The sequence below is a fragment of the Methylobacterium sp. J-067 genome (genome assembly GCF_022829465.1).
Taxonomy (GTDB): domain Bacteria; phylum Pseudomonadota; class Alphaproteobacteria; order Rhizobiales; family Beijerinckiaceae; genus Methylobacterium; species Methylobacterium litchii.
Genome location: NZ_JAKSXZ010000043.1, coordinates 1 through 18,686 on the forward strand (window position 1 = coordinate 1; position 18,686 = coordinate 18,686).

18 protein-coding genes and 2 pseudogenes are annotated in these 18,686 nt (G+C 68.0%); 12 read left to right on the forward strand and 8 right to left on the reverse strand.

Features of this window, described 5'->3' with window-relative positions; translation table 11 throughout:
* Nucleotides 1–877, reverse strand: an 877-nt coding sequence (locus MKK52_RS03155) for a catalase family protein (protein ID WP_243952295.1), incomplete at its 3' end; no start/stop codon positions are given.
* A gap of 352 nt (nucleotides 878–1,229) precedes the next feature.
* On the opposite strand from MKK52_RS03155, the gene MKK52_RS03160 reads away from it, so the two are divergent.
* From MKK52_RS03160 to MKK52_RS03185, 6 genes are all read left to right on the forward strand, one after another.
* Nucleotides 1,230–1,466, forward strand: coding sequence for a hypothetical protein (locus MKK52_RS03160; RefSeq protein WP_243926718.1), 237 nt, complete (start codon nucleotides 1,230–1,232; stop codon nucleotides 1,464–1,466).
* 78 nt (nucleotides 1,467–1,544) lie between these two features.
* A complete protein-coding gene (locus MKK52_RS03165) occupies nucleotides 1,545–2,426 on the forward strand; it encodes a cytochrome b/b6 domain-containing protein (RefSeq protein WP_409564613.1) in 882 nt (293 codons plus the stop codon).
* Nucleotides 2,423–3,346: a molybdopterin-dependent oxidoreductase gene (locus MKK52_RS03170; RefSeq protein ID WP_243952296.1), complete on the forward strand. Its 924-nt coding sequence runs from the start codon at nucleotides 2,423–2,425 to the stop codon at nucleotides 3,344–3,346. Before MKK52_RS03165 ends, MKK52_RS03170 begins: the two co-directional genes overlap by 4 nt.
* 231 nt (nucleotides 3,347–3,577) lie before the next feature.
* Nucleotides 3,578–4,366 carry an alpha/beta fold hydrolase gene (locus tag MKK52_RS03175; RefSeq protein WP_243952297.1) on the forward strand — a complete coding sequence of 263 codons (789 nt, stop codon included), beginning with the start codon at nucleotides 3,578–3,580 and terminating at the stop codon, nucleotides 4,364–4,366.
* A gap of 145 nt (nucleotides 4,367–4,511) precedes the next feature.
* Nucleotides 4,512–5,594 (forward strand): catalase family protein, encoded by a 1,083-nt coding sequence (locus tag MKK52_RS03180; RefSeq protein ID WP_243952298.1) that lies wholly within the window; start codon nucleotides 4,512–4,514, stop codon nucleotides 5,592–5,594.
* A 54-nt stretch (nucleotides 5,595–5,648) separates the two neighbouring features.
* Nucleotides 5,649–6,218 carry a type 1 glutamine amidotransferase domain-containing protein gene (locus tag MKK52_RS03185; RefSeq protein WP_243952299.1) on the forward strand — a complete coding sequence of 190 codons (570 nt, stop codon included), beginning with the start codon at nucleotides 5,649–5,651 and terminating at the stop codon, nucleotides 6,216–6,218.
* Between the two features lie 107 nt (nucleotides 6,219–6,325).
* On the opposite strand, the gene MKK52_RS03190 is transcribed toward MKK52_RS03185, so the two are convergent.
* The 4 genes from MKK52_RS03190 to MKK52_RS03205 form a co-directional block, all read right to left on the reverse strand.
* A complete protein-coding gene (locus tag MKK52_RS03190; protein ID WP_243952300.1) occupies nucleotides 6,326–6,739 on the reverse strand; it encodes an ester cyclase in 414 nt (137 codons plus the stop codon).
* 376 nt (nucleotides 6,740–7,115) lie between these two features.
* Complete coding sequence (locus tag MKK52_RS03195) at nucleotides 7,116–8,195, reverse strand: catalase family protein (RefSeq protein ID WP_243952301.1); 1,080 nt, start codon at nucleotides 8,193–8,195, stop codon at nucleotides 7,116–7,118.
* A complete protein-coding gene (locus MKK52_RS03200) occupies nucleotides 8,192–8,665 on the reverse strand; it encodes a MarR family winged helix-turn-helix transcriptional regulator (RefSeq protein WP_243952302.1) in 474 nt (157 codons plus the stop codon). Before MKK52_RS03200 ends, MKK52_RS03195 begins: the two co-directional genes overlap by 4 nt.
* A gap of 208 nt (nucleotides 8,666–8,873) precedes the next feature.
* Nucleotides 8,874–9,953, reverse strand: a complete 1,080-nt coding sequence (locus tag MKK52_RS03205) for a molybdopterin-dependent oxidoreductase (protein ID WP_243952303.1) — start codon at nucleotides 9,951–9,953, stop codon at nucleotides 8,874–8,876.
* 700 nt (nucleotides 9,954–10,653) lie between these two features.
* Between MKK52_RS03205 and MKK52_RS03210 the strand changes: the two are divergent.
* The 6 genes and pseudogenes from MKK52_RS03210 to MKK52_RS03235 all read left to right on the forward strand — a co-directional run bounded on the left by MKK52_RS03210 (nucleotide 10,654) and on the right by MKK52_RS03235 (nucleotide 14,738).
* Nucleotides 10,654–11,745, forward strand: a pseudogene (locus MKK52_RS03210) (IS630 family transposase).
* 103 nt (nucleotides 11,746–11,848) lie between these two features.
* Nucleotides 11,849–12,350: pseudogene (locus MKK52_RS03215) on the forward strand (IS630 family transposase); the annotation flags it as partial.
* Nucleotides 12,351–12,533: 183 nt separating this feature from the next.
* Complete coding sequence (locus MKK52_RS03220; RefSeq protein ID WP_243952304.1) at nucleotides 12,534–13,418, forward strand: hypothetical protein; 885 nt, start codon at nucleotides 12,534–12,536, stop codon at nucleotides 13,416–13,418.
* A 31-nt stretch (nucleotides 13,419–13,449) separates the two neighbouring features.
* A complete protein-coding gene (locus tag MKK52_RS03225) occupies nucleotides 13,450–13,947 on the forward strand; it encodes a hypothetical protein (protein WP_243952305.1) in 498 nt (165 codons plus the stop codon).
* A gap of 83 nt (nucleotides 13,948–14,030) precedes the next feature.
* Nucleotides 14,031–14,246 carry a hypothetical protein gene (locus tag MKK52_RS03230; RefSeq protein ID WP_243952306.1) on the forward strand — a complete coding sequence of 72 codons (216 nt, stop codon included), beginning with the start codon at nucleotides 14,031–14,033 and terminating at the stop codon, nucleotides 14,244–14,246.
* Nucleotides 14,247–14,477: 231 nt separating this feature from the next.
* Nucleotides 14,478–14,738 (forward strand): hypothetical protein, encoded by a 261-nt coding sequence (locus MKK52_RS03235; protein WP_243952307.1) that lies wholly within the window; start codon nucleotides 14,478–14,480, stop codon nucleotides 14,736–14,738.
* Between the two features lie 641 nt (nucleotides 14,739–15,379).
* Here MKK52_RS03235 and MKK52_RS03240 read toward each other — a convergent pair.
* The 3 genes from MKK52_RS03240 to MKK52_RS03250 all read right to left on the reverse strand — a co-directional run bounded on the left by MKK52_RS03240 (nucleotide 15,380) and on the right by MKK52_RS03250 (nucleotide 18,337).
* The gene (locus tag MKK52_RS03240) at nucleotides 15,380–15,664 is read right to left on the reverse strand and encodes a hypothetical protein (protein WP_243952308.1); all 285 of its coding nucleotides are present in this window, start codon (nucleotides 15,662–15,664) and stop codon (nucleotides 15,380–15,382) included.
* Nucleotides 15,630–16,079 carry a hypothetical protein gene (locus MKK52_RS03245; protein ID WP_243952309.1) on the reverse strand — a complete coding sequence of 150 codons (450 nt, stop codon included), beginning with the start codon at nucleotides 16,077–16,079 and terminating at the stop codon, nucleotides 15,630–15,632. Before MKK52_RS03245 ends, MKK52_RS03240 begins: the two co-directional genes overlap by 35 nt.
* Nucleotides 16,080–16,231: 152 nt before the next feature.
* Complete coding sequence (locus MKK52_RS03250; protein WP_243952310.1) at nucleotides 16,232–18,337, reverse strand: hypothetical protein; 2,106 nt, start codon at nucleotides 18,335–18,337, stop codon at nucleotides 16,232–16,234.
* Nucleotides 18,338–18,686 lie beyond the last annotated feature (349 nt).

The following is an 18,686-nucleotide window of genomic DNA, read 5'->3' on the forward strand; positions in this document are numbered from 1 at the left end:
CAATGGTCGAGCAGCGCGCGCGCGGGGCAGCGTTGTCCTGCCACACCACCGTGGGGTCCTCACATCGATATGGTTCCGGGTCGCGGCATAGCGAGCCCTGGAACTCCCATTCGCCGGAGATACCCACCATCTCGTACTGCACCTTATAGCGGATGGCGTTCGGACGCACGGAGGTGTCGATCTCCGCACCGGTGAGCGCCGTCAGGGTCGGCGCGACGGGAGCGGCCGAGAATTTTGCGATATCGTCGCCGTACCGGAACGGGGTCACGCTGTAGTAGGTCTCGCCCAGCGGATCGACGTTGGGCGCGCCGCCCAGTCCGCCAATCGTCGGGCTTTCGATGCCCACCGCGTGGAGCACCTTGTTGACCCCGCGCAGGACGGTGGAGGCGGCGACCTTCAGACCCTCGACCTTGTCGGTGGTGCCCGCGAGCAGCTTGAGGCTACCCAGGAACTTCTCGGCATTCGGGGCCTGGAACACCTTGCCGTTGACCATGATGAAGTTCTGGGTCGTGCCCTCGGCGTCGGGAAGGCGCTCGCCCTCCACGTCCAGGACCTTGATGGCCAGGCCCCGGGGCAGCGAGATCGCGTCGGGCAGGATGTCGCCGGCGTTCGTGGACATGCGCATGTAGACCCGATGCTCGCTAGGCGTCGCGAACAGGCCCTGGGCGAGCTCGGGCGGCAGGTCGGCCTCGACCGTGAAGGTGCCCTCCAGAATGCCGTGCGCCTTGGCGTGCACCGAGCGCACCGCGTGCCCGGAGTTGTCGGCCACCGTGGTCAGGATCTTGTCGAAGGTCTCGTTCAGACCCTCAATGGTCTTGCCTTCGTCGGCGGCGATCTTCTCGACGTCGGGGGAATAGCGAACGGGCGCTGCCGGCATGCACGATCTCCAGAACTCACTTGCGCACAACCGATTAAGCCGGGACCCGTTCCGGTCATCTCCCTGATCGACCACTCTTACTGACCTCACGTGATCGGGAACTGATCGCGTCGGCTTGGAGGTGGACGTCAGCGTTCCCGGTCCGGTTTGAAACTTTCCCCTCCATGCCTCCGTACAGGTCGGCGTACGCCCGACCTGGGCGCGGCGCGAGGCCCTGCCTCGACGTCCGATTTGTTGCGCCCAAACGCTCTCGGGCCACTATTTTTATTCAATAAATCAGGAACTTGGTGGTCGCGCCTTCTCTTCTCTCACTGTGCGAAAGGGGATTCCTTCCCCGTACAGGAGACGTCGAATGAAGATCACCACCCTTGCACTCGCCGCTTCGGTCCTCGGCAGCCTCGCGCTCGGGGCCGGCGCCGCCTCCGCCGCGCCGATGGGCCCGAACGGTCTCCAGGCCGGCTCCTCCGCGGTCACCCAGGTCCGCATGGACCGCAGCGAGCGGATGATGATGAAGAAGCGCATGATGCGGAAGCAGATGATGAAGCGCCGCATGATGAAGAAGCGGATGATGATGAATCGCGGCATGTGATTTCGAGGCGCCGTGCGCTTCCGGAGGCCCCGATCCCGGGGCCTCCGCCCTGGCCGTCCTGAGTGCGGGAAAGACCGTTTGGCTCGAACCTACCTCACCCGATCAGCCCCCGAGACCGGCGAGGTCGAGCGTCGCCGCTGGATGTTTCGCCACCCCCTCGTCATCCGTGTCACCCACTGGGTGAACGCGGTCTGCCTGCTGGTCCTGCTGATGAGCGGCCTGCAGATCTTTAACGCCCACCCGGCGCTGTACTGGGGCAAGGTCTCGACCTTCGATGCGCCGCTGCTGGCGATGTCCTCGACCGAGGACGACCCGCCCAAAGGCGTCACAACGGTCCTGGGGCGAGCTTTCGACACCACCGGTGTCCTGGGCTCCTCGGTGGGCTCCGACGGCGAGGCGGCCGACCGCGGCTTTCCGGCCTGGGCGACCTTGCCGAGCGACCAGGACCTCACCGGCGGCCGTTCCTGGCACTTCTTCTTCGCGTGGGCCTTCGTCCTGAACGGCCTCGCCTACCTCCTCTACGGCCTGGCCAGCGGGCAGCTTCGGTTCCGCGTGATCCCGTCCCGCGACCAGATCCGGCATTTCGGCGTGTCCATCCGGGAGCACCTGACGCTGCGCTTCCCGCAAGGCGACGAGGCCAAGCGGTACAACGTCATCCAGAAGCTGACCTACGCGGTCGTCCTGTTCGTGCTGCTGCCGGTGCAGGTGCTGGCCGGGCTCGCGATGTCGCCGGCGATGGACGCGGCCTTCCCCTTCCTGCTGACGCTGTTCGACGGACGCCAGTCGGCCCGCACGGTCCACTTCGTCGTGGCGGCCCTGCTCGTCCTGTTCGTGGTCGTGCACGTCGCCCTGGTCCTGCTCTCGGGATTCCGGAACAACATGCGCGGCATGCTCACCGGCTGGTTCGTGATCGAGCGCAAGGTCGAGCCGGCACCCGCCACCGGGGAGACCCGGGCATGAGCCGCCTTCCCAGCCGACGCGCCCTCCTGACAGGAGCATCCGCCGCGGCCGCGGCGGCCATGCTCGGCGGCTGCGACCGCCTCGGCAACGCGGATTGGTTCCGCCGCACCCTCAAGACCGGCGAGGACGCAAACATGTTCGTCCAGCGCCTGCTCCTGGGCGAGGCGACGCTGGCCCCGGAATACGCAGAGGCCGACATCTCGCCGTGGTTCAAGCCCAACGGGACCGAGGACCCGCCGGACAGGGACTACAAGGCCCTGGCGAAGGGCAGGTTCGCCAAGTACCACCTTGAGGTCGGCGGCCTCGTCGAGGCGCCCTTCAAGCTTTCCCTGGCGGACCTCCGCAAGCTTCCCGCCCGCACCCAGATCACCCGGCACGATTGCGTCGAGGGGTGGAGCGCCATCGGCAAGTGGACCGGGGTGCCCCTCTCCGAACTGCTCCATCGCGCCAAGCTCAAGCCGCAGGCGCGCTACGTGGTGTTCCACTGCGCCGACACCATGGACCAGGGCAGTCCGCTCGAAGGCGGGGGAGACGACGAGGGGGCCGACGAAGTCCCCGCCGGCAACGCCAACCCGAGCATGACGAAGCAGTCGGGCGGCGGCGAGAGCAGGAACGACTCCGGTGGCCAACAGGCGACGGAGGACGATGCGGCCAGCGGCGGAACGCCGGTTCGGTTCTACGAGAGCATCGACCTGGTCGACGCGTTCCACCCGCAGACCATCCTCGCCTACGACATGAACGGGCAGGTGCTTCCCGTTTCGAACGGCGCTCCCTTGCGCCTGCGGGTCGAGCGCAACCTCGGCTACAAGCAGGCGAAGTACGTGATGCGCATCGAGGTGGTCGAGAGCTTCGCCCACATCGGCGACGGCAAGGGTGGCTACTGGGAGGACCAGGGCTACGCCTGGTACGCCGGCATCTGAGTTGGCGCGGACGTGACGTCCACGTCACTGCGAGCATCGAAGGCACATCCGCTCCCGATACCGCGGAGTGTGGTCGGACCCGCGCCGCGCCGCTGGCTATCGGACCGGCGACGCCGCCTGGGAGCGTCCGATAGGAGCGGCAGGCGGACCTGACCGAGACGCCCGGCCCGACGAAATCCGCGGCGGACCACTGTTCGGACTGCAGCGCAAATATTGAAGGACAATGCCGTCATGTCCCTACATTTCGAACGCGTCGGCACGGGCCGGCCGCTGCTTATGGTCCATGGGCTCGGGTCCAATCTCCGCACCTGGGACCCACTCCTGCCGGCATTGCGCGACTCGCGCGAACTGATCTTGGTTGACCTGCCGGGACATGGCAGGTCGGCCCCGCTCGTAGGTCGGCAGACCATGGAAGCCCATGCGGACGCCCTCGCCGGCTTCGTGCAGGCGCAAGGCTTGACGACGGCGGACCTCGTCGGCAGTTCGGTGGGAGGCCGGCTGGTGCTGGAGCTGGCGCGGCGGGGCATCGGTCGGCACTGCGTGGCGCTTGATCCCGGCGGCTTCTGGCGTGGGTGGGAAACGCGCTGGCTCCACTGGACGCTCGCGGCATCGATACGCCTGGTGCGGTTGCTGCGGCCCTTCCACCCCCTCCTGTCGCGCCACGCCGCCACCCGTACGCTGCTGCTCGCCCAACTGTCCGCCCGCCCCTGGGCGCTGCCACCGCAGCTCGTCGTAGGGGAGCTGCGGAGCCTGGCGGCCACACCGGTGTTCGATGCGATGCTGCGTGAGCTGGCACGCGGGCCGTTGCAGCAGGGTTCGACAACGACCCCCGGCCTCGTCACCATTGGCTGGGGTCGCCAGGACCACCTGCTGCTGCCGCGCCAAGCCGCACGCGCCCAGTCGGCATTCCCGTCTGCCCGTCTGCACTGGTTCGAGCGCTGCGGCCACTTCCCGCATTTGGATCAACCTGCCGAGACGGCGCGCGTGATCCTCGAAACGGTTGGGAAGGACGCGCCTTGAACTGGCTTGTCGCACACCCGAGCCCGCGGCCCCCTCGATATTCGGAACGGCATCCCGTTCCCGACTCGATACGCCGAATCCCAAGTCCGCTGCGTTCTCTCCTGCCGCGGTCCGCCTCAGTTCCCCGGTCACCGTGAGGAAGATCATGACCTACCTTCGATACGCCCCCGACATCGAGAAGCCTGCTGCGGACGAGCAGGAGACGATTGACGGCATCATCGCCGGCATGACGCAGCAATCCGAGACGGTGGAGAAGCGCGAGCACCATGCCGTGCGTGCCAGCCATGCCAAAAGCTCGGCCTGCGTGACGGGCGAGTTGGCAATTTCCGCCGGTCTGCCGCCCGAACTGGCGCAGGGGCTGTTCGCCACGCCCGGAACGCATCCCGTCGCGGTCCGCTTCGCCCAAGGGCCGGGCGAGACCCTGGGCGACCGGGTGTCGACCCACCGCGGCATGTCGATCAAGGTTTTCGACGTCCCCGGGGAGAAGCTCCCCGGCCATTCCGTCGACACCCAGGATTTCGTGCTCGCCACCGGGACGACCTTCCCGTCCGGCACGGCGGCGGGCTTCCTGCGCGATGGCACGGTCATCGGTAAGTCGACCGGCCTGCCGGAGGGCGTGAAAAGCGCGGTGTCGTCGACCATGCGCAACCTCAACAAGGCGCTCCATGCCTTCGGTACCGAGAGCGCCTTCGCCGACTTCTTCGGGCACCCCTACAGCCACCCGCTGGCCGACAGCTACTTCAGCCAGGCGCCGGTCCGCTTCGGCGATTACGTGGCCAAGCTCGGGGCCGTGCCGACGGGCGAAGCGCAGCGCGCGCTGTCGGAGTGGCGGCTCGACCCGAACCAGGACGAGGACGGCTTCCGGCACGCCACGGTCGCCTTCCTCAGGGACAACGAGGTGGTGTTCGAGCTGAAGGCCCAGCTCTGGGCCGATGCCGAGCGGCAGCCCATCGAGGATGCCTCGGTCGACTGGCCGGTCTCGGTCAGCCCGTACCGCACGGTGGCGACGCTCCGCCTGCCGCGCCAGGACGCCTACTCGCCCGAGCGGGTGCGCTACTTCGACGAGGTGATGACCTTCCGCCCGGCGCACAGCCTCGCCGCGCACCGCCCGCTCGGTTCGGTGATGCGGGCGCGCCTCCAGGTCTACCAGGCGCTGAGCGACTTCCGCCACCGCGAGAACGGCGTGGCGGCCGAGGACACCGCCGGCATCGACCGCATCCCGACGTGAGGAACGGCGCGAACGGCGCCTCCGTTGAACGACGACATCCAAAAGGACGATGACATGAGCTTGCAGGGCAAGAAAATCGCGATCCTGATCGCACCGCGCGGCACCGAGGAGCCTGAGTTCGCCGAGCCGCACGAGGCGGTGAAGCAGGCCGGCGCGACCGTGACTGTCATCGGCCTGGAGGCCGGCGAGGCCGAGACGGTCAACAACGACCTCGATCCCGCCGGCCGGTACAAGGTGGACAGGACCATCGATGGGGCGTCGGCCGCGGACTACGACGGGCTCGTCATCCCCGGCGGCTGCGTCGGCGCCGACAAGCTCCGGGCGAGCAAGGACGTCGTGGCGTTCGTCCGGGACTTCTTCGCCGCGGGCAAGCCGGTCGGGGTCATCTGCCACGGGCCGTGGACCCTGATCGAGGCCGACGTCGTGAAGGGCCGGACGCTGACCTCCTACCCCACGGTCCGGCGGGACATCGAGAACGCCGGGGGCACCTGGGTCGACGAGGAGGTCGTCTGCGACAAGGGTCTCGTCACCAGCCGCACGCCCAAGGACCTGCCGGCGTTCTGCGCCAAGATCGTCGAGGAGTTCGCGGAGGGCCGCCATCCCGACCAGGCCAGGAGCGCGTAAGGGATCGGGTAGCTATCGGTTCTTGAGCCTCCGGGGCGGTCCATGGGCCGCCCCGGGCCAAGCCTTGACGACGTCCCGTGGCCGGGACGCCCTCGCGGAAGCCTCCGTCAGCCCTCGATGGCGCCGATTTGCCTGAGGATGCCGAGCTCGTCGGACGAGCCCCACCGCTCGACCATCTTGCCGTCGACGAAGCGGCCGATCTGCATGCCGCGGACCTTGATGGCCTTCCCGGTCGGCTTGTGGCCGTTGAAGTCGCCCTGGTGCGTGCCGGTGAGCGTGTAGGCGAAGGCGACGCTGTCCCCGTCGGCGACGAGCTTCTTCACCTCGACCTGCATGTCGGGAAAGGCGGTGCGGAGCTGTGTGAAGAAGGCCTTGTACCCCTCGGGACCCATGTGCTGGCCCGGCGCCGGATCGTGGTCTTGGCAATCCGGGGCTACGACCTCGGGGAAGGCATCGAACCGACCGCCGTTGACGAGTTCGCCGAACTTCTCGGTCGCCTGGATGCTGGACTCTTGGGACATCGTGTTCCTTGGGGCTCGGGGCTGAAAAGGCGCGCCCGGCGCCTCGACGCACGGGAAACGCCCACCATGGTCGGACGTTGCGGACGCCACGCACGACGGGGTCGGGATGACCGACACGCATGACGTCGGACCGTGACGCGGTGCTTGGTCTACCGCTGGCGGGGACGCCGTCCACAAGGGCAGAGATAGCCGGTGTGCCAAGTCGCCCGTCCCTTGCGGTCACAATCTGAAGCTCGGTACCTATCAACGCGGTGCGTTAAGGCTCGGAATCGGAACGCCGCCTTGGGTGGAACACAGCCGGTTCGCTTCAAGGCAGCACTGCTGGGAAGCGGACCTCGTCCTGGGTGAGGCGTTCGCGCGCCACGACGCGCCGCCGCTAGGAGGGCACGTCCGCGTTCGTCCTGGGCTCCGCCGCTGAGACGCCGTTCACCTCGAACCGATAGCGCTGCGTGGCTCGGTAGGCTCGAACACGCGCCCGCATGATCGAACCAAGTGGACGGTGAGCCGCTAGGGCATGACCGGGATGGTAGGCCAAGTGGTCGTCGTAGGCCGCCCGCGCCGGTGTCCATGGTCGCTGTGGCGGCAGGGTCAGGCGTGCCACCGGGCGATAAGGGCTTGCCTCCTCTGACCAGACCGCCGAGGCGTCTTCCACCGGCATGGACGCGAGGTCGGTGCACAACTGCACCTTGACATCGTAGACCACCTCCTGCCGCGTCAGAAACGTAGTCGCCGCCTCGCGGAAGGCATCGTCGCCGGTTCCGAGGGGTTCGTCAGCCAGTGCGACCAACGTCTCGGCGGCGGGGAACACTCCGAGCTTCGCGATATGGTCGCCGTAGCGCACGGGGGCTTGCGTGTAGAATGCCTCGGTGAAGGGATGAGCCGGGGGGCGGCCGAAGAACTTCAGGTTCGGGGCTTCCGTACCCACGGTTTCCAGTGCCGCCTCGATCCCGCGTGCCGCACGCGAGAGCGCGAGTATGGCCGCTTCCGGGAGGCGGGGAGACTGCGCGCCGGTCAGCCGGAACGTTCGCGCGAAGGCCCGCGCGTCCGGGGCGGTGAAGGCCGGATCCAGGCCAAGCACCCAATCCTGCGTCGCCTGCTCGTCGTCGTCCGGCAGCCGCTCGCCCGTGACACCCAAGACCTTGATCGAGAGGCCGCGCTGACCCGAAGCCTTGTCGGTGATCGGTTCGGGCGCTCCAGGCGCGTAGCGCACCACGGCATCGTAGACGTGCGGGGCCGCGAACAGTCCCTGGGCGAGTTCCGGAGCGAGGTCGGGCAGCACGGCGAACGACCCGGTCATAAGCCCCGTGAGCTTGGCGTGCGTGCCGTTGAAGGCATGCCCGTGCTTGGCTTGAACGCGCTTGGCCAGGTCGACCATCAGTGTTTCGAGGTCCGCCATCAGTTCGGTCTCATCGGCCAACGGCGTCTCGGCCTCGGGGGCGTAGCGCACGTAGCTCATGGGGTCCCTCCGGCTTTAACTTGGCGGTCGAGTTCGCAGGCGAAGGCGGTCAGCGCTTCGGTGGCCTGCACCACCTGGGCGGGGGTCAGGCGGGCGAGCGTGTGTTTGATGGACGTGAGTTCGCGCGTGTGGATGGCGGCAAGCGCCGTCTTCCCCTGATCGGTCAGGGCCACGAGCGGGGCGCGTTTGTGCGCAGGGTTGTGTGTACCGGCGGCGAGGCCCGACTCCGTAAGGCGGTCCACCGAGCGCTGTACGGACTGCCGCGTCAGACCCATCATGCGGGCAATCGCGGCGACCGTAGATTTTCCCTCAGCCCGTTCGAGGGCGTCGAGCACCTGCCAGAGAGATGCCGTCAGACCGAGGTCGGCAACCAGACGATCTCCGTTGGCGATAACCGCGCCGTTGGCACGAAAGACCGCAACGACAAGGTCGCGGACCCGAGACTGATCGATGGGAGACGCATCCCGCATCCTCGACATATGCCATGTTTGACAGCCGACTGTCTAAATACGGCGCGCACACATCCATCACCGTCGTTGAAGGAAGGTACGCTCCGAGGACGTTCATATGATCGATGGTTGAACATCCGTTTCCGGGCATCGGACGGGCCGTCCGCAACGGCAAGGTTGGGTCGGAAGCAGACCCTCACGGCGGGTACCAGGCGTCAAATTTCGACCACTAGGTGACGTTCACCCGCACCCGATGCCAGCAGGCGCATAGGTAGCCCTTGTGGTTCCAGGTGTCGTCCGGCAGGGCCGGCTGCGTCTGGCCAGCTTCGTCCCAGGCGCGCACAGAGAGCTCATGCTCGCCCGCAGGCAGGTCGAGGCTGGTGCTCCAGAACGTCCAGGCGAACGGAGCGTCGGCCTCGTGTTCGAGCTCGGCCTGCACCCAGGACCGCCCGCCGTTCCCGGAGACGTCGACGCGCACGACGGCCCGGTCGCCGCTCACCGCGTAGCCGCGGACCCTGTTGCTCCCCGACATGAGGACGGCCCCGGACCCGGGCTCGCAGATCGCCGCGTTCAACGGCATCGTATCGATGGTGTGGCCCTTGGCCGGATCGGCGGTCTCGGCGGTCACGTCGGCTGGGTACAGCTTGTAATCGCCGGCCTGGATCGGGTTGTCCGAGGGGTGGTCCTGGACGGTCAGTCGCCGGAGCCATTTGGGGCTGCGCACGCCGGCGAAGCCCGGCACCACCGCGCGGACGGGAAACCCATGCTCCGGAAGCAAGGCTTCGCCGTTCATGGCGTAGGCCAGCAGGGTCTCGGGCGCCATCGCCTTCGCGAGCGGGATAGAGGCGCCGTAGGGATGCCCGTCCATCGTGTCGTGGCTCTCGAAGGCGACATGGAGACCTTCGTCTTCCGCGACTCCCGCCGCGCGCAGGACGTCGCCAAGCCGCACCCCGGTCCAATCGGCGGTGCCGATGGCTCCCGCGTCCCACGGGTCCCCCGAGACCGGGGCGACCGCCCGCATGTCGGCGCGGCGATTGCCGGCGCACTGCATCGTGGCCGTGACCGTGGCTTCCGGAAAGCGGGTCCGCAGTTCGGACAGCGACAACTCAAGCGCGGGGCCGGTTCCGCCATCGACGCTGAGGCGCCAGGTTGCCTCGTCGAGGTCCGGCAGGTCGCCGTGCGAGCGGACATAGAAGTCCTCCGCCGGCGTCCGGAAGGAGGCCCGCAACCGGTCGAGGGGCGGTTCGGCGTTGTAGGGCCGATCGCCGTGGACGATCAGGCGTGCCTTGCGCTCGGTCAGGCTCGACATCGGGGCTCCCGATCCAGTGGGTTACGGGAGTGAACGCGTCGGCGACGGCAAGGCTCAACCGGCGATGCAGGGACCAGGGCAGCGGCGGCACGGCATCGTCGCTCGGTTTGGTCGAGCCTGCGCCAAGCGTCGCAAACACCCGCCAGAACCGACCTTTTTCGGGCCGTTTCTCGTGCCCTGCCGGAAAAAAGCCGAGTCCCGTCCAGGGGATCGATGGTTTGGACGGACCGTTATGAGCGGTCTGGTCTATCCCTTCGTGTTTGTCTTTTGCCTCGCTCACGATTTAACGAAGATAGTGGTGCTTGCGCCATATTCGCGTGCCCGGAATGAGTATTTCCACGAGTAAGTTGGGCGCATTGCTCTTGTTGCGATTTCGTCCTTTTTCTTCAGAACATAAATGCAAAAGGGCCCAGCTCGTTTGCACGAGCTGGGCCCTTTTATTCCGCGCGCAAGCACGGTGCTGCCTTAATGATCGCCTTGAGGGCGAGCAGTGGATAATCCGCGCTTACACACGGTGGACCGATCTCGAGAGATGGCCTTGCAGCGGTTTTATATTACCTCAAATCGTCAGATCGTCAAATTGCTGTTAAATCTATGCTTAATATAACGATAATGATGCACAATCGCGGTGTCACTACCAACTAGTGCAGTGACGCGGACGGAGGATTCACGCATACGGTGAGACGTGCGAGTCTGGGCGATGGCTCAGACGGTATGCGTACTCCTCAATGCGACTGACGCGGCACGGCTGGTTAGATCGCCAGCGACCGCTCCCGTCCGCTCAAGCACATCCAGCGCGCCCGCATCGTCCTGTTCTCAGCCGAGCGCCTGAGTGTCCAGGACGTCGCTCGGCGGGCGGGCGTCAGCCGCCCGGCCGTGTGGCGCTGGCAGCGGCGCTACGCCGAGGCGGGTGTCGAAGGTCTGCTGCGCGACAAGACGCGTCCGCCCGGCACGCCGCCCCATTCGACCGAGACAGTGGCCGAGGTGCTGGCGCTGACCTGCTCGGAACCACCGGGCGAGGTCACGCACTGGACCGGCCGGGCCGTGGCCCGCGCGGTCGGGATCTTGTTGCGGGCCGTGCAGCGGATCTGGGATGCTCACCGCCTCCAGCCGCATCGGCTGCGCACGTTCAAGCGCTCGCGCGACCCCGCCTTCGCCGCCAAGGTCGAGGATGTGGTCGGCCTCTACATGGCCCCACCCGCCCACGCGGTGGTGCTGTCTATCGACGATCCTTCGACAAGCTCAGGATGAGGAGAGCCAGATCCAGGCCCTGGAGCGCACCCGCCCCCACCAGCCTCTCGGACCCGGCCATCCCGCCGCCCAAACCCACGACTATACCCGTCACGGCACCACGACGCTGTTTGCCGCCCTCGACGTCCTGGCCGGCACCGTGCTCGGCCGCTGCATGCAGCGCCACCGGAACGGCGAGTTCATCCGCTTCCTCAACGCCGTCGAGGCCACCGTCCCGCCCGGCAAGGCGATCCACGCGATCCTCGACAACGTCGCCACCCACAAGCATCCGAAGGTGCGCGCCAGGCTCGCCCGGCATCCGCGCTGGACGTTCCACTTCACCCCGACCTCGGCCTCGTGGCTCAACGCGGTCGAGGGCTTCTTCTCGGCGCTGACCCGTCGTCGTTTGCGGCGAGGCTCCTTCACCGGCGTCGTCGACCTGCAGGCGGCGATCAAACGCTACATCGTTGAGCACAACCGGCGCGCCAGACCCTTCGTCTGGACCAAGCCGGCTACCGACATCCTCGCAGCCGTCAGCCGGTCGCCTGAACCATCCGTCTGAGTCAGTGCACTAGGACGTTTTCGGTTGGTGCTGTATCGGATGGCTGGGGCTCACGCAGGGCTGTTGGGCTGTTTCATCGAGCGCTCCAGATAAGGAGCATGGCATGGGCCGACCCTACAGCCAGGATCTGCTTGAGTGGATAGTGGACGTGGCAGGCGTGACTTCACGCCGGCAAGCGGCCAAGCGCTTCGGGGTGGAGGCTGCGACAGCGGTCCGCTGGATGACGGCACTGGCCACGACCGGCATAGTGGCGGCCCGGCCCCAAGAGCGCGCATGCCGCTCCAAGCTCGATCCGCACGAGGCGTTTCTGCGCGGCCTGATTGCCGCGCGGGACGACATCACCCTGGGGGAGATGCGGGTCCGCCTGCGGGAGGAACACGCGCTCACGGTCGGGCTGGGGACCCAGTGGACTTTCCTCGACGCACGCGACCTGACGTACAAAAAGACAGCCCACGCGACCGAGCAAGATCCCCCGGATGTGAAGGCCGCCCGCGAGGCGTGGTTTGAGGGCCAGCCCGACCTTGATCCGAGCCGTCTCGTGTTCTTCGACGAGACCTGGAAGGCCACCAACATGGCCCGCACCCGCGGGCGCTCACTGCGCGGGGAGCAGGGTCGCACAGTCGGTGGTCAGGGCATGGGCATGGCCACGGGCATGCCCATGACCGGCCTCACGGGGACGTGCGCGATGGGCTGCCACAATCCAGGGTGACCCCCTTGGGTCTACCGCAATCTGCAGTACATTGAGGTTGTCGCCCGGGACGATCCGGGACCGAAGATGGAGAATGACGATGACCACCACCACCGGCCAGAAGATCGACCGCTCCGCCCTCCTGCGCAGGGCTTGGCAGATAGCCCGCGAGGCCGCCACGGCTGCTTGCGCCGCGGTCCGCACGGCCCTGGGCGACGCCCTCCAGCGAGCCTGGGTCGAGGCCCGGATGGTCCCGCAGATGTCCCAGCAGCAGCAGGCTAACGGCGCGACGGTCGAGCCGGTCGCCGCCGAGCCCGTCCGCATCGAGTTTGGGCGGGGCGTCGTCATCCGGGACGCCGAGGGTATCGTGTTCAGGGGACAGGTGACGGGCGGTGGCGCGAACGGGCCAGGCACGGTCAACGAGGTCACCGGTTTCGCGACGACGGAGCGCCTCCGGTGGTCGCAGGACAACCGGTCCGGCTCGGGGCGCTCGGGTTCGGTTGAGTGGCGCCTGGAGGCCGACCGCCTCTACGGACTGGCGCGGGTCGCCTACAACTCCCAGCGCACGTCCGACTACTACGTCTCGACCTTTGACGGCGACGTGGTCGAACTCACCCTGGCCGAGTACCGCGCGGAACTGCGCCGTCTCTACCCCCTCGGCGCCCAGGTGGCCGACGAGCTCCAGGCCCGGCGGGCGGCGGCCGAGGCGGCCCGCATCGTGGCGGAGCGTGCCGAGGTGGAGCGCAGGAAGGCCGAGGCCGAGGCGCTGAAGGCCGCGAACGCCGCGGAGGCCGAGCGCCTCGAACGCGAGGGCCAGACCGCGGTCGAGGGCCTGCCTGCCCTCACGGGCTCCATGAAGCAGATCTCGTACGCAATGAAGATCCGGGCGGCGGTGCAGGTCCACCAGCCCAAGCTGACCGCCCTGAAGACCGCGACGACGGCCAAGTATTGGATCGAGGCCCACCGTGCGGCCCTGTACCGGTGAAGGTGGGGATGGGATGACCTGGACAGTTCGAGTGCGTGCCCACGGGGACGGGAAGATCGTCGAGAACGCGACGTTCAAGACACCGGAGGCGGCGATGGCCGCTTACCGGCTTCTCCTCGATCGCGAGGACCTCGTGGGGCAGCCGATGGCGGCGGTGTTCAAGCCGCCCCGAGATGTAATTGAGGCCGGGAACAGGGCGACCTGGTTCAGCCGGTACGACCGGGACCTCGGGCAGGGCCGCATTGCCGGCGACGACCCGAGGCTGGACCCGTTGGCGAGGGGCTACGACGCCGACTCCGCCCTGAACTCGCCGGGGCTGCGGCGTGCGTGGCCGGTGGACTGGGAGGCGGACGAGCGCCCTCTGGCCGAGTGCTTGAAGGCGTGGGCGAAGGTGCGGGGCGGCCGGGACACCGCGGCGGCCGCGCTGCGGGTCTCGCGCAAGACCTTCGACGGCTGGTGCGACGGTCGCGGCGCGGGTCAGGAGGCGATGGTCAGGCGCCTGATGACTCTCACGGATGCGAATACTTAAGATCAGGCGATGTATTTGTTATTAACACTATTGTACTCTGGATGAACTGGGTTCATATTCAGTCCAACAGCGGGGAGGCCAAGATGTTCGCCACCAAAACCACCCGCACCTCGAAGACTCCGAAGACCAAATCCGAGTTCTTCAAGGGGGCCTGTGAGAAGGCCCGGGCCGCCGCCGCCAGGAAGGGCACCTCCTCCAAGGCCGAGTTCGCCTCCTCCCTCAATGCGGTCTACGCGGTGGTCGCAGCCACCAAGGTCCGCCGCCAGGGCCTCGGAGCCCTCCTCTACCAGGCGGCCTGAAACCCGGACACAACAGGGCACAACGATGACCGACCATCAGGGCAGCGCCTGGTACCTCGGCACGCGGGCAGCTTCGACGCCTTCGAGCCGGACCATGGCGCGTACCGCGGGTTCTGGTTCTCCTCCCACCGCGGCGATGCCCGGGCGTTCGGGCTCGACAGGTCACGGTTGCCCCAACACAACCCGGGCAACGCACCCATCTGGGTCTACGAGGTTCGGGTCGACGGTCGGGTGAAGACAATCGACATTATGGCCGAGGCCGCGCGGTACGCGGACGACGCCGGCATCGATGCGCCCGGGTCGTGGGACGAGGCGGCCGCGGTGCTGCAGTGGGCCGCCTGTCAGGGCTACCTCGACGAGGCGGCGGCAGAGGGCTACGCCGCGGTGGCGTTCACAGGCATGGCCGACAACCCGGCCGGCATCGAGACCACCCAACTTGGCGTCGTCGACGCGTCCGCCGTCCGCATCGTGGGCGTCACCACGACCCGCTGACGGGCGTGGCCGTCATCGGAACGCTGTCCGTTACCGCGGACAGCCCTCGGGTCAGTGCAGCCCGGCCTTGCGCTGCATCTTGTCGGCGAGCTTCGTCAGCAGGAAATCGCCATTCGACTCGGCCAACTTGGTCAGGCTGGACTCCCAGGAGGGCGTCAGCGTCGGGCGCTGTGGCGTCCGGCTGCGTCCGGAACAGAAGCCGGGGTCTGTCCTCGTTGACCAACCGTGGCACGGTGACCTGCGTGCCGTCCCGCCTGGCGAACGTCGTCATAGGCACCTGCGCCTTGCCGTTCCGCACCTTGTGCTTCAGGCGTTCCCGGGACTGCATCGCCAGGTCCCGCGGGGGACGGGCGTGGACGCCGACGCCCAGGCGCGTCGGGTCGCGGGCACCGACCTTGATCTCGAACACCTCCAGCGCCCGCCGTACTCCGTGTTGCGCTGGTTGCCGTCGCCCAAGGCCTTGCCGAGCATCCGCATGTCCGAGGCCTTGAACGACCCGGAGGCGTTCGGGCGGATACCCTGCGTCGCCAGGCCGGACACGTTCGCAGGTACACCTGGTTGCGGTTCGGGAAGAAGCCCTCGATGCCGACGTCGCCGCCGGGCCTGCGTTCCTCGCCGAACGCGTACTTCAGCCACACAGACTAGTCGCGCCGGATGTAGGCGGCGGACTTCATGTCATCCAGCCTGTCCACGGTCGCCAGGCGTTGGCGGTCGAGCTCGTAGCCGACCGCCTTGAGGGTGTATTCGTTGTGGTGCCGGAGGGCGATGGGGAGTGCCTTCCGGAACTTGTTGACGCCATCCAGCACGACCCGGTTGAGGCTGAACTGCACGGTCTGGGGGAAGGCGGACGACGCCAGGTACGTGAACCGTCCCCGGGCGGCCTCGACCGCGTCAGCGACCTTGATGTCGACTTGGAAGCCGGCCACGACGGGGGTTCCTGAAGGTGGGGTCCGACGCTGTGCGCAGGTGCCCGAGGTGGGTGGGATCAACCAACCCGGGCACCGTATCACGCGCGACCGATTCGCCGCCTGAGGGCCTGGACTTGGCGGCGTGCGTGAGGCGGGCGATGACCCGGTCCATGGCCTCGCGCGTCTCCAGGTCGCCGGAGATCTTTAGGCAGGCCATGGCGCCCACGATGGCGCTGTGGAGGTCCACGGCATCGACCCGCGCCTTCATGCGGCCATCGGCGGTGACATACCCGGAGACGGCCTCCACGAGGCCCTGCACGATGGCGGCGTCCGTCAGGGCGTCAGCCTTGCGCTGGTCACGCCAGCGTTTCGTCCTCGTGGCGGCGACGAGGCGGGCCTTGGACTGCTGGGATGGGGTGACGGGGATGATCATGCCGGGCATGATGCCAGGGCGCGATGCAAGGGACACGAGGGTCCTGAAACGAGTGGACCCCGCCCCCCGGTGAGAACCGAGTGACGGGGTCCGAGATGTGCTGCATCCCGCGTCTCACCGCAGGAAGGTCATACCCATCCAAGGGCCATTCTTCAAGGCGCGACAGGCAGTTGCGAGGTCCACCGGACACCCGTGAGGTCGGCGAGGAACGCCGGGAGTTCGAGGTCGTCAGGACCCCCGGGGCCGTGCCCAGGGGAGACCCGTGAAGGGGGTTCGGCGAGGTGGGAGCTATGGTCACCTGCCCGGGATGCGGAGGGGCTGTAGGAGGCTCCCTGGCCAATGGGCGCGGTGAGGGCGTTCCGGATGATCCCGTTCACGGTTGCGACAGGGCCCCTGCGAGGGTCAGGGAGGGCCGTCAGGAGGGGTGTGACACAAGGGCCGATGTCGATGCCCGCCGGGTCCGGAGAGGGGCTGTACGGGGCTGCCGGTGGTTCGGTCGATGCGAGGGGCCTGTCCGGGGCGATGGCGATGGCCGGGACGGGGTCAGACGAGGCGGTCGAAAGGGGGGCGGCGAGAGGGGTCGCCTCCGGCTCCGGCTCCGCCACTATAGTATCGGTCGAATCGTGAACCACTGGGACGGACCCCTCCTCCACGGCTTCCGAGACCGTTTCGACGACCGGCCTCGGACCCGCCGCCTCGGCCTCGCGCATCGCACGGTACAGGGACGTCCTCGCCCGGCGACCCCCGAACGCCGCGACGATCTCGGTCGGGCTCATCCCCGCGTCCCGCATCGCCAGGGCCTCGTAGCCATCCGCCAGTCGGGCCTCAACGGTCAGGGGACGGGCCTCGGCCCCCGCGACCTGCCGGCGTTCCGCGGACCGCTGCCGCTCGTCCTTCCGAACCCCGCCTCCCTCCAACAAGGCCTCTGCACCCGGGATCTCGGCGACCATCTCCGGGGTCAGCCCCAGGAGGTCGATCATGCGGCCCTTCGAGTACGAGTAGACCGTGGTGCGCTCGACCCCGTCCCTCACCGAGACCTCGCCCGCCTCGTGGCGACGCAAGCTGGCATCCAGCGCCCCTAGGGCCTCGCGCATCTCGTCCTCGGGCAGGCCCGCGGGACCGTGCAGCCGGGCCGCCCAGGACGCGGCGGTCCCGCCTTCGTGCTGCGCGAGGGCGCAGGCGCTCAGGAATCCCCACAGGTCCCTCATCCCCTCCGGGGGGCTGCCGCCCCACCAAACCCGCACGGCGTCGAGGGCCTCGGCAATCTCGTGCCAGTACGACCCCTTGCAACGCCGCCGGGCTGGGGTCTCGGTCTCGTCGTCGCCGGTCACGCCGCGGGCCTGACGGTTGGCCTCACGCAGGGACCATTCGGCATGCCGCTCGTCTCGCAGGGCCTGTAGCTGCGCCCGCGTCCACGGCAGGAACGCGTCGGCCAGGTCCTCGAATCGGTGCCTCTCGACGTCGGTCCACGATGCCGGCCATACCAGCCGGGCGGTGCTCCTCGACTTTGGGTTCCAGGTGCCGGCGAGGCGCAGTACGCGGGCCGTGTCGCAAACCTTGCGGTCGAGATCCGTGCCCCGCCAGATGCCCGCCATCTTGGTCTCGTGGGCGATGACCTCGGCGTCCGCCATCCGGGTGCCGATGGACGTGCGGACGGTCAGCATGGGCTTGCCGTGCGTCGGGCCGTGGAATCCACGCATCACCGCATACCACCGGCGCATGAATCCGTCCGTCGCCTTGCGGGCCTCGTGCAGGAACACGATGTGCAGGCCGCGACCGCTGCAGAGGATGTAGGACGGGCGCGGCAGACCGGCGGCGTCTAGGCGCGCCAGCATCACGCCCGCCATCTCCTCGTGATCCATGCCTCGGAACATCGCGGTCTGGCACTCGATGTCCGCGATGAGCGCCTGAACCTGGGCGACGGCGGACCGCCCGCGGGCGCCGCGATGCCTCTGCATCGAGAGGTGGGTTGCCCACAACAAGTCGTCGCTGTCGGCGAGGCAGGAGACGGGGACGACGCGGGTCTCCCACCTGAACGTCCCGTCGGGCATCTGCGTAGCCCGCATCAAGCTGACCATCCCCTCGGAGTCGGCCCCGTTCGGATGGACGATGTTCGCGTGAGCGATGCGCTGGGCGCCGTTGACCCGGTGGGCGGCGGTGCGCCGTTCCCGCTCGATGGCGTCCAGGCGCGCGGCCTCGGCCTCGGGCAGGAGGATTTCCGCGAAAGGGTCGAGGCGGGCGGGTGATACGTGGAGCACGCGGGAGGTCGGTGAGAGAGGGGCCAAATCCGTCGCTAGGGGCAGCACTCCCTGGCGCGAATCTGACTATGCTCAGCCTCGGGCATGCTGGCGACAAGGGGGAAGCCACCCCCCGGGGGGCCTTACCCACCGCCGCGAAGGTCGGCGGTTAACGCGGGTGCCGTGCCCCACGGAACGGCGATCCGGGCCCTGAGAACCGGGTGGGTTCGGTCCGGGGATAGTCCGCAGACCCTCTGGCACCCAAAACCCCTGTAGGTGGCCTCCCTGACCGATCTCGGCGGTCATCTGTTTTCCTGTGGGCAAAATACCGAGAAGGGCGCTGACGAGCGATCCCATGGGAAAACGCATA

What these genes read in the sequence shown, in the direction of transcription:
- MKK52_RS03220 (WP_243952304.1), top strand. Translation starts at nt 12,534, where the DNA reads ATGACCACCACCACCGGCCAGAAGATCGACCGCTCCGCCCTCCTGCGC.
- MKK52_RS03205 (WP_243952303.1), bottom strand. Translation starts at nt 9,953, where the DNA reads ATGTCGAGCCTGACCGAGCGCAAGGCACGCCTGATCGTCCACGGCGAT.
- MKK52_RS03245 (WP_243952309.1), bottom strand. Translation starts at nt 16,079, where the DNA reads ATGATCATCCCCGTCACCCCATCCCAGCAGTCCAAGGCCCGCCTCGTC.
- MKK52_RS03180 (WP_243952298.1), top strand. Translation starts at nt 4,512, where the DNA reads ATGACCTACCTTCGATACGCCCCCGACATCGAGAAGCCTGCTGCGGAC.
- MKK52_RS03160 (WP_243926718.1), top strand. Translation starts at nt 1,230, where the DNA reads ATGAAGATCACCACCCTTGCACTCGCCGCTTCGGTCCTCGGCAGCCTC.
- MKK52_RS03230 (WP_243952306.1), top strand. Translation starts at nt 14,031, where the DNA reads ATGTTCGCCACCAAAACCACCCGCACCTCGAAGACTCCGAAGACCAAA.
- MKK52_RS03200 (WP_243952302.1), bottom strand. Translation starts at nt 8,665, where the DNA reads ATGCGGGATGCGTCTCCCATCGATCAGTCTCGGGTCCGCGACCTTGTC.
- MKK52_RS03185 (WP_243952299.1), top strand. Translation starts at nt 5,649, where the DNA reads ATGAGCTTGCAGGGCAAGAAAATCGCGATCCTGATCGCACCGCGCGGC.
- MKK52_RS03190 (WP_243952300.1), bottom strand. Translation starts at nt 6,739, where the DNA reads ATGTCCCAAGAGTCCAGCATCCAGGCGACCGAGAAGTTCGGCGAACTC.
- MKK52_RS03195 (WP_243952301.1), bottom strand. Translation starts at nt 8,195, where the DNA reads ATGAGCTACGTGCGCTACGCCCCCGAGGCCGAGACGCCGTTGGCCGAT.
- MKK52_RS03170 (WP_243952296.1), top strand. Translation starts at nt 2,423, where the DNA reads ATGAGCCGCCTTCCCAGCCGACGCGCCCTCCTGACAGGAGCATCCGCC.
- MKK52_RS03175 (WP_243952297.1), top strand. Translation starts at nt 3,578, where the DNA reads ATGTCCCTACATTTCGAACGCGTCGGCACGGGCCGGCCGCTGCTTATG.